Below are 13669 nucleotides of genomic sequence, written 5' to 3' on the forward strand. Positions count from 1 at the left end.
CGTTCCATCAGGGCTTGTCCGGTGGTGAGCGTAGTGCGGTGCGCGTTAATAAACCCGCAGCCGTTACAAGTAATACCGGCCGGGTTGGCAATAATCACCTCGGCTTTATGCCCGGCTACTTCAATCCAGCCGTTGAGGTGACTGCGGTCGTGGCTGTTGACTTCATTGAGGATAACGCTGGCGTCCCCTTTGGCTAACCACGGATTGCCCGCCACCATACCGCCGAGTTGCGTCTGCGTGGCCTGATGGCTGTTATTGAGGATAACTCCTTGTTTATCCACATCAAACTGACGGTAGCTGTTGTGGGAAACGCCATCGGCGCCGGGCGTCTGAATATTAACCTGCGGGGTGCCGTTGGCGCTGCGAATGACGGTCGGTTGCTGACGCCCCGGCGCCTGTCCATCGGCCACAATCGCCGCCTGTGCGGTGAGTGAAACTCCGCCAAGCGCTAACAACAGACTGAATCGTAACGCGGTGAACCGGCAACGACACGACCGTAGAGATGGCCGACGAGCGCGGCGTCCCGTTCGTCCGCGCCCGGCACACACTATCTCGGCCACCACCATCCACATCTGGCGGGCCTGATTAAAGATAATACGATACAGCTGCTTATTCATGCTTAACTCCACTCACACGCTACCCACTGGCAGCCGGGTTATTTAAATTAATACTGCCAATACAGGTTGAATCCGGCCGTGACCGGGGAGGTTTGGAAACCGGCAGGTTTGGGTACAGACAGGTGAACCTCCACAAGGGATGGGGCTAATTGAGCCTCCAAGTCTTGCTGGCGTGCCTGTTGATGAATGCGTTGTTGTTCTGAGAGGTTTGCGGCCTGACTGCCTGAAATCACGATATAAAAAACCACAAACACTAAAATACTGCTTTTCATTGACTTTCCATTCCACAATGCCGAAGCGGTATTAACCATGAATTTAGCTTAGCGATCAATATCTAGGATTGATGATCAACTGGGCATCTAAAAATAGGGGATTGGTTAAGATAGCATCAAAAACAAGGGGTTATATTTAAAAGCAAAAAACAGGCCAATGTGATTATTTTGTGACAATATTGTATAAAAAATAGATTAATATTAATCATTTAATAACCAATATTAATAATTTCAAATTAATTTCATTTTTTTCGTTAATTATGTGATGAATATCACATTTGTGATATTTAATTTCAGGATGAAATCACTTGCAAAGTGATGCTTGTCGTAAATTGGTGATGAAATGTTATCTTTCCTGATTAGGTTAGATGATGACTTTTAGCTCAATTAGCAGAACTGGCGCTATGCTATTACAGCCTGAGAATTAGCGTTTTCAAACGGTAAATTCGTTTCTCTTTTAAAAATGGGTATCACTAACAATAGCCAATAGTGATGAGGAGGAAATTTCACATACATGATTAAATTACTATCTGAACTTTAATAACTTCGTCAAAAGGGGAGATGGATAAGAATAAACTCTTTGATTTGTAGTAATAAAATGGCTAACGAAGAAATCATAAAAGTGACCGTTCCGTCGGTCACGAAACTCAGTCATCAACTGGTTTATAGATCCCCCTATTGGAGCCGAGATCAGTTAACATCCAAATTTACCCAATGTAGCCTCCGCAATAGGGATATATTGGTCTGTTAATTTATTGATGCTGTTATTGGTTACAGGATAACAACAATCAAGGAAAAACCAATTTATCGGCGTCTCCAATATTGAAGCGATCTGCACCAGATGGGATAAATTAATTCGGTTTATCCCTCTCTCATAACGTGAGAGTTGTTGCTGACTAATACCTATTTTTTCCGCCAATTTTACGGCGGTCATACCCAACTCTTTCCTTCTTTTTTGAATACGCTTCCCTACTAATAGATGATCTTGTTTCATTTTCATCCCAGCCTTTAAATTAAAAAAACACCTTTTTATGGCATTGCCAAAATTATCGCCCCTGATCCCGAGAAAGGTCCTGCCTCTACTCTGCCATTTTTTTGTAAAATTGATTTCACTGTAATTGGTACACTTCCTCCAGCCGGTACAAACACAGCAACGCCATCTTCACCATTTTTCTCATTTAATAGCAATTTAGCTTTCAAACTACCATCACTTCTTAAAGGTACTAATCCCCTATCAGGTCCCGTCGCTGTCACGATAATCTCTATGTCTACATTGCAAGTCACATTGATATTTTCCGCTCTGGTTGCGCCTTCCAAGTTTGCCTCATCAATACTACCGTAATTAAGTTCAACGGAGCCTTCACTGACTTGACAAAATCCTATCGGCGGTGGTGCAACGCCACATAAAGATCCAGGTAATAATCTTCCATGAAAACCACTTCGATCGGTTTCATAAAATAGCCCGACACATTCCTGATGAGACCGAATAGCAGGACCAAAATGTTTTGCCACTCCAGTGATCGGAAAACTGGTATATTTCAATATCTCCGCTTGCACTTGTTTCATTGTCCTAAACCTTTCCACGCGAGTATTGAATAGCCTATAAGGCTGCCCTGAATAACCATCAGCAAAATGGCGATGGTTAACCGATATCCAACACGCAGAATAACCATAACAAGGATTTGGCGTAAAATCGTTTTCTGGGTCCCAGCGTTCAATTACAAAAGTATAATAGGCATTGGTAGGAATTCCCTCGGATTTAGTGATATATGAAAATATTGATGCAACCGCATTTGATGAAAACAGCGATAAAAGTACCAGGCAAACAGAGAATAACTTTTTCATTGAGTTACCTAATAAAACTGTGCAAGTTAGTCATAATTCAGATTAAATGTCGCAATCGCATGAAATGCGCCTCGCTTAATCGTCTGGTTAGCTAGCGCAGTAGGTTCTGCCTGCACATATGCTTGCAGTACAATCAAGTTTTCCCCCTCTTTTAATGGATATGCTTCCCCCTCTCTATTCAACAGCAACCGTTTGCCTTCAACAGTTTCGATACCAATGGCAATCCCTGCGGCTTGGCTTCCCGCACTTAACGCTAATAAGCCCGGCAACTGCGGATTTTCCATGCCGCTGAATGTCAGTTTAATCGATTTCCCCACACTCATATCGCAACCCGATAATCTGAGCAGAAAAGATTCGCTATTGGTCCTACCATGCAGATACAAATATTTCTCAGAAATTGCTGCAAAATCGAGCTGGATATCTTCATCACCCGACTTAATCGTGCAAGGTTCTTTAACCAATGCACCGTGAAAACGCATATTATCCGCAGCCTGTACCACTTGATGGTCATAAACCGTGGTAGCAATAACCATAAAACCAACACGCAACACGAATAATTTTAAATATTTCATTAGCTTTCCTTTCACTGGTATTCCGCCAGCAATGTCGCCGTCACTTCAAATACCCCTTCCGGCAACGTACTTCCCGGCTTTTTTACCGGCACCGCTTGTATCACCGGCTGTTTCTGTGATGTCACCGGAATACGCTTATTAAGGATGAATGCTTTACCATCCAACGTCAGACGAATGCCTAAATCAGTAATATTGGTTTTCAATGCTGCATCATCAAATGAAGTTGGCGGGCCAATCACTGTCAATCCTAAATTCCAACCTGAGATATTAGGCGCACACACCAACTGGTAATTCACGGGCTTGGTATAATTCACCCCGTCCACCTGATGGATGCCAACATTGTGACCAAAATCAACATCAATCATATTACCGTCATTAATAACGCAAGGGGGCGCTTCAAGCAGCGTGCCATGAAACCACATATTATCTGCCGCCTGTCCCGGCATCACACTGATTAACCCCAAGCACGCACCCCAGAAAACACGATAGATCAAAGGGTTCATTGAATGCCTCCCGTTCACTGGTATTCAACCATCATGGTCGCACCCGCGCCAAAGTCGCCGCCTTTCAATACCGTAGCCATCTCTTTTACCGGCACCGCATGTAACTCAGGAAAATTAGGATAGCTAAATTTCATCCAGTCATTGACGGGCAATTTTCGTCCGTTATGAATAACGGCGATGCCAAGCCCAGAGCGATTGGTTTGTAATACCGTTCGATCAAAACTGGCAGTGTTACCCGATATCATCATTTTCATTGCATTAGCCGGCATTTTTTCACATTTCACGGTGTATTTGACGGGTTGCATATAATTAACTCCATCAATGCGGTTAATCATCACGTCGCCAAAATCTACATCAATAGTATTGCCATTATTAATCACGCAAGGTGGAGGAGCGATAACCACACCGTAAATATTGACCGGCGTTTTACCCGAAAAATTACTGACAGGTCCTGCTGCTAAATTTACCCTTTTTGTCAGTAAATCAGCCTGAGCATTAACACTCAATAAACAGCCAAACAGCAATACGCTCCATTTTTTCTGCCTGCGATACTGTTTTTTTATTCCCGGAAAACACAGCGAGTTAGTCATAATTCACCCTGAAATCCACTACCGCGCGATATTGCCCAATCCCTAGCGCTCTCGGCGTCCGCACCGGCGTCACGTAATATTCCAAGCTGTCCTGCCCCGCTGCCGCAAAACGCGGGCGTCCTCGCTCTCCCAACCGAATATCATTATTCGCGGTATCTGTTATCTGTAACCCCAACCCGGTGATACCAGTCACCCGCACCAGATGTGGATAATCGCGATCCGCCGGCGCCACAAAACTAACCGTCACCACTGGCTGTAACCGATTCCACGTCAGATTGCCGTTCCGCCTGTCACCTATTGCCCCTTTGGTTCTTAAACAGTCACGAAACTTCAATATGAACGGGATCGGCGTCCCTTTATCACCTGGCCGGCGTAAGTCACTGTTTGGCGTGTTCCCCAGATTCACCTCCTGCCATGCAGAAGTCATGTCCAGCCGACAAGCCGCCTCAGTTAGCCCGCCAAACACATGCAGTTCGCCGTGCAAGCCCTCGATATCTGCTGACCGCGTTTCCCTCGCTTGACTCGCCATTGCTGGCATCAGCCAGATCGCCAGTGTCAGTACACAACTTATCCGCTTGATGTTCATCGTCGTTCCTCCCGGCTTCGCCCGTCACGACGAACTTTTAGTCACCTGACAATGGTTGCCTGCGCAACTAAAAGTCAGTTGCGGTCGGCCGCCATAATCATTGACATACGTCAGTACTGGCGCACTTCCCAATGCCCCTACACTACCACTCAGCACCGCGCTACTTTTAGGCGCTATCATAAATGGCTTAAAGTCCGCCGCCGTTTTACCCTTAAGCTGGCTTGATGCATCCACTACGGTGATGTAATAGGGTGTCGGATTGTTCACCTGATATTGGTCCCCCTGACGCGTCAAAGTCATTTTCTCTTGCCACGGATTGTCCAAATCGGTGCGGCTGGCAAAAATGGCTTTCGGGCGATAGAACAGCTTAATTCGAGTTTGTAGCGCAATCTGTAAGGTATTCGGCTTCTTGCTGCGCGGCGGAATTTCACGCAAATTAAAATAGAACAAGCTTTCCCGATCTTGGGGTAGCTGTGCAGTTGTCGGCAGTGACTGTATTTTCACCTGACTCTTAGCGCCGGGCTCCACCCGCTGTACCGGTGGCGTCACCACTAACGGACCATTGATTTTGTTACCCTGTTCATCTTCTATCCATCCCTGCGCCAGATATGGCAACTCTTTGTTCTGGTTGCTGATATCCATGCTGGTGGATTTGTCCTCACCGTTAAACACGATGCGGGTACGATCCAGCGCAATAGCCGCCATTGACTCACTGATCACTGACAGACTTAAGACAGCTATCGCGACTACATTGATTGTATTCTTCAATTTCATCCTCAATTACTCATTCTTAGCATAATCATTACAAGTCACCGCGATAAGTTTCGGTGACAGCAACAAGGTTTTCACACTGCCAGTCAATTAACGTTATGGCCGTTTATTACCGTCAGCCAGTTGGCAGAGCAGTAATAACGAAGCCATCTCTTCTACTTTGGGTAATTTCTGTGGCAGCTCAATCACACATTGCAATTCTCCATCCCAACGCACATCCAGTCTCTCTCCTGGATTTATCCCACTCAGGTAGGTGTTCCCACTATCACTAACGATACCGATCTCCCGTTGATCCTTATTCAGTACCGTTGCCCCAAATGGCGGCGCGCTACCGTCCGGCAAGCGGATAAGGGCCATCGCTTTTTCACCGGATATCACCTGAAATTTACGATAACCAATCGCGCCTTCCGTCAGTGTTGCTTGTTGTACCGACCGTATTGCCTCCACATTGTCCGGCAGTTTGTTCAAATCAATACTCGCACTATTACGGTAATAGTTGTTCACATCAGAGATCACCGCTTTACCGAACATATTGGTACGGGTAATCGCGCCGAAACCTTTCACGGGTACGCCGCCGACACCATCGGTATCTACCATCAAACGGGTAGTACCCGGCATATTAATGCGATGCAACGCTGCGCCTTTTGGCGTCATGGTCATGCCCCCCTGAATAGAAAACGCCGCCGTGGTATAACGCCCATCCTGATAACTCGCACTGGTCGTCAATTGAGCACGATCGCCGTAATGGGTTAAATAACCGTTAGCCGCGGCCTTGCCGTCAATACTGGTGCCAACCGCTAAACGATAATTACTGTTTTCATTAATCCGATCGTAATAACCTACCGTGTGGGAGTTACCTTCCCGGTTGGCCATTGCGTTATAACTGATAGTTCCTGAATTACCCCACGGCAGGGATAATGTCATATACATCCCGTCGTCATTTTTACCTTCATATTTATTACGGTAAGCAGACAGATTCAGGTTAATGTTCTTATAACTTCCAATATCAAAATAGCGTGATATTGATACGTTATAGCGATCGTTATTCGAACGATTCCAGTAAGTCTGATGGCTGTAATTCAAGTAGATACTGGCGCCAATATGCGTGAACTGCTTGTTCAACATAATGGTGTAAAGTTCTTTATTGCTCTCAGCATCGCCATCGTGATAACGACGATCCAGATACTGGCTCATGCTCATAAAGTCACGTTCCGAGAAACGGTAACCGGCAAAAGTCACCTGGCTGTCATACTCCTCAAAACGTTTGGAATAACTGAGACGATAAGATCCTCCCATCAATGTTTGGCCCTCATCCGGTAAATGAGCGCGGGATTCAGTCACATCAAAGGAAAGGGCGCCAAAGGCCATCAGATCACGCCCAACCCCCAATGACAACGCGTTATAATCCCCAGCTCCCAATATCCCGCCATACAACGACCAACCGTTGTTTATTCCCCAGGAAAATTCGCCGATACCAAAACCGGAGCCCTCACTGTGATGCTTCCAGTTAGTCGGCTTACCCGCCGCCAGTTTGTACTGCACCCGGCCCGGACGGGTTAAATAGGGAATATTCGCAGTATCGACCTGAAATTCTTGTAAACCGCCATCCTGCTCCTCTACCCGCACATCCAGTTTGCCGCTCACTGCGTCATTGATGTCCTGAATACGAAATGGACCTGGCGCAACTTGGGTCTCATATAGCACCCGCCCCTGCTGACGAATAGTCACTCTGGCATTGGTTTTCGCTACTCCGGTTACCTCCGGCGCATAGCCTCGCAGGTTCGGAGGTAACATATTGTCATCCGTCACCAGACTGACCCCGGTAAAACGGAAGCTATCAAAGATATTTGAATTAAGGTAATCCTCACCCAACGTTAGCTTAGCCTGCCAACGCGGTATTGCCCGATACAAGTAATAACGGCTCCAATCCCAATTCTTCTCAGTGCTCCCCGACCGCCCCGTGGTGTGGTTGTACTGTGATTGCCAGTCTGCCCGCAGACGCCACGCGCCCAAATTTATCCCGGTCGTACCATTAGCACTAATATTCTGATTTTCATTTCCCTTCGTCGGCTTAGAGACCTGGGCATTGACGTTATAATCAAACATCATGCCGAAAATCCCGTCATCCCAACGTGACGGCGGGTCCCAGTCCGGCGAGCTATATTCGAGATAGGCTTGAGGCACACTCAGGTATAACGTGTCACTGCTCAGATCACCGCGCACCGTCATGCCAGGCAGCGTTTTAGTCTCCAGACACCGATTATTGTTCCACCAAGTAATCTTTGATTCCCATTCCGCCCGTAGCCCCAACTGCTTCACCAGCTCAGGCGGCAGACACGCTACACTCCCCTTCGGATCACCCGGCTGCGCCATAAAGGTAACCGGCATCTCCGGCAGTTCGCTTTTATTCAGCCTTATCGCCATCTGATAATCCCCCGGCATGATATAACCCGCACGGGAAAATTCTTTTAAATTAATCCGAGAACGATCCTGAACATCTAACACATCCGTATTAAATTCAATTTCCTGTTCCGCATACACAGCATGAGTACCTGTTAAAGCAAGCAGTAACGAAACAATAAGAGGTTTCAGGACACACCTAACCGAGACCACCTTGTCATATTCAGTGGTCAAACCTAAAAATAAAGCCATAACATTCCCAGATCGATGATTAGTGATAATCCAGCCTGAACCGAACAGTGGTTCGATACTGCCCTGCTTGCAATAACTGGCGATTACCCACCAATCGCATCGCGTAATTAAGCGTCATCTGCCCTGCCTGTAAGTCCCTCAGCGGCAATGGAGTTCCCGGATACGCCTGATTGCCGTATATGTCTGTAATTTGTAATGCCACCCCTTGAGCCACACCGGATAACCGGAAATTGTTCCCATCAGGCACACCGTCAAACGTCACCTGAAAATGGCGCCAATCGGGTTTACCCAAGGCGGCAGAAGTCAGTACACAGTTAATCAAACGGATGGAAAAAGGACGCGCGGGTCCCTGTCCATCATGTATCATCCGGCTTACCGGGATCGTGGCTAACTCAATCGTCTGGTCACGGCTACCTGCGTCAATCGCACAGGCCGTATCAATGATGGCGCCTTGCATGCTAACGCGGCCATATCCTTGCGTTCCTTGTGGAGCAGCCGTTTCAGCTTCAATAACACAGGAAAACATTAACAGGCAGGGCACTACAACAACGGCAGCATATCGACTCATGGCTTCTCTCCAGCTAAACTTATTCAAAACTTTTAATTAGGAAACGCCCGCTTCCCTGTCAGCGTTTCCGTGCATGAAAAGACTTATTGATAAGTCAACTGGAAGTTGGCAATGCCGGTGAAATTACCCGGAACAACGGCATCAGGTGAAGTATCACCTTGAAGATAGGCAGCAAAATGCAGATCATTATCACCATCATGCAGAGCTACAGCCGGTGAGGGGGTACCTAATTTGATTTTGTTACCGCCCGCATCCGTGATCGCAATACCAGCACCTTTCGCAACGCCTTCGATACCTAGCAAACCATCACCGCCGGCGATGCTGGATTTGGCGCCAATAAACGTCGTGGTGACTGTGCTTATCGTTTCCGTCGTACAGTTATCTAAAGAAATTTTGAATGGCGTGGAAGAAGAACGGCCGCCGTTTTTTAAAGATGCGCTAGAAATAGAGCCCATTGGAACTACCTGATCAACCGTTTCTGGAGTGATAGAACAAGGTGCATCAGTAATAGACCCGGTAAAAGTCACCGTTCCGTGACCTTGGCTAGGATTGGCTGCATTGACAGAACCCGCAGCCAAAGCTACACCTAGCCCCAGGGCCATAACCAATTTATTCAATCTCATGTGAATTAATTCCTTGAATTTAAGGATAAAATACCCAATACCATAAAAAAATAACCGTGCAGGATTCCAGCTCCATGCACCCAATATTCAGCGCAAAAATAGTTTAAAAATCTCGGATTAATATTTTCTAAACCAAACAAAATGCACCAAACTGTTTTTTTTAGTCAAAAACACTAAGAGCACATAATATTTCGGAGTTAACACTCGAAAAAAGACATTAATTTGAACTTATAATCTAATTAATCAATTAATATTTGATTGAATTCAGATGAACCAACTGATTCTTTACAATAAAGAAATGAAAGAATGTGAAAAATAGTAAAAAACAATGAAAAAAAACCATATATTATAAACAGTTAAATATTGGCAATTTCGCATTACACAAAATTTGACTTAATCGGTCGTTTTATAGGAACATATTTACAGTTTGGTGCATTCTGTTTAGTTTCTTTTTATTGTTAAATAATTTCCAGATATATAATTACTAAGCTTACAAGCTGATATTTTCTATTAAAAAATGGCTATTTATAACTATCTAAAAACGATAATTATAGATTTTGGTCAAAATAAATAGAGTTACCAGCTAATAATTTTATAAAAGTTCTATTAATTGATATATTCCGGTAGATTAATATTATTTCTCTACCTATAACAATCCGCCCCAATTTCACAGGAATTATTTTCATGAAGAAACGTAAGTTTTTAACCAGATATGAAATTAATGCGATTTTAGAAAAAGCACGTCAGGGACGTCACGCTGAGCGAGATTATTGCATGCTATTGATGTGCTTCATTCATGGATTTAGAGTGAGTGAGCTATGTAATCTAACATTATCCGATCTTGATCTTAGCTCAGAAATTATTCATGTTAGGCGATTAAAAGGGGGATTATCAACAACACATCCGCTAATACCAGAAGAAATTAAAGCGCTGAATCAATGGCTTAATATTAGAAAGAGTTGGCGAGAATCAGATACAGCATGGGTTTTTTTATCACAAAAATCAGGAGCTATTTCACGCCAGCAAGTTTATGGTTTATTAAAGCGTTATGGCAAGCAAGCATTAGTTAATATTTCACCTCATCCACACATGTTAAGACATGCTTGTGGTTACGCTCTCGCTGATTTAGGAAGAGATACACGCCTTATTCAAGATTATCTCGGTCATCGAAATATATCCCATACCGTTATTTACACTGCAAGCAATGTAAAACGGTTCTTCAAGATATGGGAGGCTCCTGCAAAAGGACTCGATTAATTTCAATATCTCTTTTTTATGTAAGAAATGTAGTATGAGAAACTATTTCTCTTGGAAACAAAAAAACCATCTAATCATCCCATTGTAAAAATCCTCGTCCATATGCTGATGAGGGTTTTTTATACGATATAATAATTATTCACATTATAAGATACTACTTATTATTTCTTATAATTACTTTTAAATTTTTTTTAGAAACTAATGAATAAAGCAATTAAATAAAACCATGTATTTAAGGGGAGTTTTAATAATAAATTCCATTATTAAATGAATGGGTACTTTCGCAAGAATGAAGAAAATAAAATCACTGGAAATTATACTCTGCTTTCCAGTGATAACTCACAACTGTTAACATTTCATTGGTTGATTTATTAAATTTTTAGGTAATGTTAAATTTAATCAACAACTTGAATATTTGGAGAATGAGCAAGATAGCCAACAAGATAACCAACGTTGGCTGGAACATTCCATCTTTTGAAAATGGATATATACCATGAATATTTGGCTATACCTGGAGTACGTAATTTAGATCCTTGATTGAAAATATTACGCGTTTCCAGTACTACAGGATAGTCTTGATTAGTTCCTAATGTTGCTTCTGTGCTTGGGGCCGCAACTTGAGATACCGCTGAAGTTAGGGTTGGCGGCGAAACTATCGAGTTGGCACCGACCCCTGCCATATGATATAGAAATACCTGCTCATCAAATTGAGCTGATAGAGTAGAAGCTCGCCATCTAACGACATCCCCTACCTTACCTTGAATTAAAAGTGTACCTTGAGCATTATTTTTGGGAACATAGATATTATTTTGAGAGGTAATGTAATAAATATATTTATCACCCATAACAGTTGGTTTGCTAGGGTCCTTACTAATGGAATTACCGAGATCTTTTTCAATAGCTGTTACATCAACAATGGCAAGAACATCAATCAATTGTACACCACTAACGGGTTTTATATCATTCAGTTCTGTATATTCAACATTATTCATAATACTATTCCTATTTTTATATATTAGTTTTATAAGTATTTAGTTATCTAGAACTCTAATGAAAGGATCATGACAAACATATCCAATGAGTTGTTTTTTACGGTATATTTTCATATACCAGGTATATTGACCGTATCCCTCTTTCTGAGCTGTTGATTGATGATAATATCTTGTTATTAGTCCTCCATGACTTTCTCCATCTCTTTTATATACCACACTACTTATATTATTATTATCATCTTTAGCCAAATAAGGAATAGAAATATTACCATAATCAAGTTTCGGTAATGTTATCAGCGTAACATCATTACCGCTAATCGCAGTTCCTTTCATGTGGCATAAAAGTACTGTATATTCAAATTGCTGTGTCAAAGACATCGGCCTCCATCTAATGTCATCAGCAACATTGACAGTTATCTCCAACTCACCTTGAGCATTATTTTTAGGAGCATAAAGATTCCCAGTACTTGTTATATAATAAAAGTAATTGTTAGATACTGCCTTCGCAGTTTCTAATGTTTGTGATTTACTTAAATCATAATGACTAACGATAGCTTCTGCATCGACACAAATAAGAATATCTACAACTTGATATCCTACACTCTCTATAATGTCACTCATTATCTATTCTCCTTCACAATAAGGTGTTAGATTTTTTAACAATCATCTTTTATATTAATAATTAAGACAAAAAAAACCACTAATATAAATCATAGTTTTTAAAATCAAATTACTTGTATTTTTATAATAATTTTTCAACATACCAATAAGATTCATATTAATATTAAACCACCAAATTATTATTCTTAGTGTTAAATCACTGATTGTAAAAATGAGTAACTCAACATTCTCTCTTACGTTAAAATTATCCTTCCCTGATATTTAACTATGAAATTATTTTTTTCATAACTAACAATAAAAACACTTAGTGAAAAATAAAATATCTAATAACTAATCCAGCTATAAATTTTTAGTTTAATAATGAAATGAGAATAAGTTTAATATATTTAGCGAGTAATATATCAGTGAAATTTTTAATTTTTATATTAAATATAATTCTGCCTATTCTTGGCGTAATGCGTATATTATTTATTTGAATAATTAGATTATCATTAATCATTGAAAATAAAATCACTGGAAATTATACTCTGCTTTCCAGTGATAGCTTACCAACTATTAATATTTCATGGTTGATTTATTAAATTTTTAGGTAACATTAAATCTAATCAACGACTTGAATATTTGGAGAATGAGCAAGATAGCCAACAAGAGAACCAACGTTGGCTGGAACATTCCATCTTTCGAAAATGGATATATACCATGAATATTTGGCTATACCTGGAGTACGTAATTTAGATCCTTGATTGAAAATATTACGCGTTTCCAGTACTACAGGATAGTCTTGATTAGTCCCTAATGTTGCATCTGTGCTTGGGGCCGCGACTTGAGATATCGCTGAAGTTAGCGTTGGCGGCGAAACTATTGAGTTGGCGCCTACTCCGGCCATATGATATAGAAATACCTGCTCATCAAATTGAGCTGATAGAGTAGAAGCTCGCCATCTAACGACATCCCCTACCTTACCTTGAATTAAAAGTGTACCTTGAGCATTATTTTTGGGAACATAGATATTATTTTGAGAAGTAATGTAATAAATGTATTTATCATCCATTGCAGTTGGTTTGCTAGGGTCCTGACTAATGGAATTACCGAGGTCTTTTTTGATAGCTGTTACATCGACAACGGCAAGAACATCAATCAATTGTACACTATTAATGGGTCTTATATCATTCGGCTCTGTATATTCAACATTATTCATAA

At 42.1% G+C, this 13669-nt stretch carries 16 protein-coding genes; 1 reads left to right on the top strand and 15 read right to left on the bottom strand.

Translation table 11 applies throughout. The features are described from left to right. From OO184_RS13725 to OO184_RS13780, 12 genes are all read right to left on the bottom strand, one after another. Nucleotides 1-617: two-partner secretion domain-containing protein (locus OO184_RS13725; RefSeq protein ID WP_265379669.1), on the bottom strand; the 617-nt coding region annotated here is incomplete at its 3' end. A 47-nt stretch (nt 618-664) separates the two neighbouring features. Continuing rightward, nucleotides 665-928, bottom strand: a complete 264-nt coding sequence (locus tag OO184_RS13730; RefSeq protein WP_265379670.1) for a hemolysin secretion/activation protein — start codon at nt 926-928, stop codon at nt 665-667. A 655-nt stretch (nt 929-1583) separates the two neighbouring features. Continuing rightward, entirely contained in the window at nt 1584-1889 is a 306-nt protein-coding gene (locus OO184_RS13735; RefSeq protein WP_265379671.1) for a helix-turn-helix domain-containing protein, read from the bottom strand. 29 nt (nt 1890-1918) lie between these two features. Further along, a complete protein-coding gene (locus tag OO184_RS13740; RefSeq protein WP_265379672.1) occupies nt 1919-2734 on the bottom strand; it encodes an MrpH family fimbial adhesin in 816 nt (271 codons plus the stop codon). 26 nt (nt 2735-2760) lie between these two features. Beyond that, nucleotides 2761-3306, bottom strand: coding sequence for a fimbrial protein (locus tag OO184_RS13745; protein WP_265379673.1), 546 nt, complete (start codon nt 3304-3306; stop codon nt 2761-2763). Between the two features lie 11 nt (nt 3307-3317). Beyond that, nucleotides 3318-3809, bottom strand: a complete 492-nt coding sequence (locus OO184_RS13750; RefSeq protein WP_265379674.1) for a fimbrial protein — start codon at nt 3807-3809, stop codon at nt 3318-3320. Between the two features lie 14 nt (nt 3810-3823). Next, nucleotides 3824-4399: a fimbrial protein gene (locus OO184_RS13755; RefSeq protein WP_265379675.1), complete on the bottom strand. Its 576-nt coding sequence runs from the start codon at nt 4397-4399 to the stop codon at nt 3824-3826. Then, nucleotides 4392-4985: a fimbrial protein gene (locus tag OO184_RS13760; protein ID WP_265379676.1), complete on the bottom strand. Its 594-nt coding sequence runs from the start codon at nt 4983-4985 to the stop codon at nt 4392-4394. Before OO184_RS13760 ends, OO184_RS13755 begins: the two co-directional genes overlap by 8 nt. Nucleotides 4986-5009: 24 nt before the next feature. Further along, the gene (locus tag OO184_RS13765) at nt 5010-5759 is read right to left on the bottom strand and encodes a fimbria/pilus periplasmic chaperone (protein ID WP_283256304.1); all 750 of its coding nucleotides are present in this window, start codon (nt 5757-5759) and stop codon (nt 5010-5012) included. 93 nt (nt 5760-5852) lie between these two features. Then, nucleotides 5853-8408: an outer membrane usher protein gene (locus tag OO184_RS13770; protein ID WP_265379677.1), complete on the bottom strand. Its 2556-nt coding sequence runs from the start codon at nt 8406-8408 to the stop codon at nt 5853-5855. Nucleotides 8409-8427: 19 nt separating this feature from the next. Next, on the bottom strand, nt 8428-8976 hold the full coding sequence (locus tag OO184_RS13775) for a fimbrial protein (protein ID WP_265379678.1): 549 nt from the start codon (nt 8974-8976) through the stop codon (nt 8428-8430). Nucleotides 8977-9059: 83 nt separating this feature from the next. Next, nucleotides 9060-9599: a fimbrial protein gene (locus tag OO184_RS13780; RefSeq protein ID WP_265379679.1), complete on the bottom strand. Its 540-nt coding sequence runs from the start codon at nt 9597-9599 to the stop codon at nt 9060-9062. Between the two features lie 684 nt (nt 9600-10283). Between OO184_RS13780 and OO184_RS13785 the strand changes: the two genes are divergently transcribed. Continuing rightward, nucleotides 10284-10856 (top strand): tyrosine-type DNA invertase, encoded by a 573-nt coding sequence (locus OO184_RS13785; protein WP_265379680.1) that lies wholly within the window; start codon nt 10284-10286, stop codon nt 10854-10856. A gap of 395 nt (nt 10857-11251) precedes the next feature. Here OO184_RS13785 and OO184_RS13790 read toward each other — a convergent pair whose 3' ends face one another. The 3 genes from OO184_RS13790 to OO184_RS13800 all read right to left on the bottom strand — a co-directional run bounded on the left by OO184_RS13790 (nt 11252) and on the right by OO184_RS13800 (nt 13667). Beyond that, entirely contained in the window at nt 11252-11848 is a 597-nt protein-coding gene (locus OO184_RS13790) for an AidA/PixA family protein (RefSeq protein WP_265379681.1), read from the bottom strand. Nucleotides 11849-11887: 39 nt separating this feature from the next. Next, a complete protein-coding gene (locus OO184_RS13795; RefSeq protein ID WP_265379682.1) occupies nt 11888-12469 on the bottom strand; it encodes an AidA/PixA family protein in 582 nt (193 codons plus the stop codon). A 601-nt stretch (nt 12470-13070) separates the two neighbouring features. After that, a complete protein-coding gene (locus OO184_RS13800) occupies nt 13071-13667 on the bottom strand; it encodes an AidA/PixA family protein (protein ID WP_265379683.1) in 597 nt (198 codons plus the stop codon). Nucleotides 13668-13669: the final 2 nt, after the last annotated feature.

It is taken from the genome of Photorhabdus aballayi (assembly GCF_026153155.1).
Lineage (GTDB): Bacteria > Pseudomonadota > Gammaproteobacteria > Enterobacterales > Enterobacteriaceae > Photorhabdus > Photorhabdus luminescens.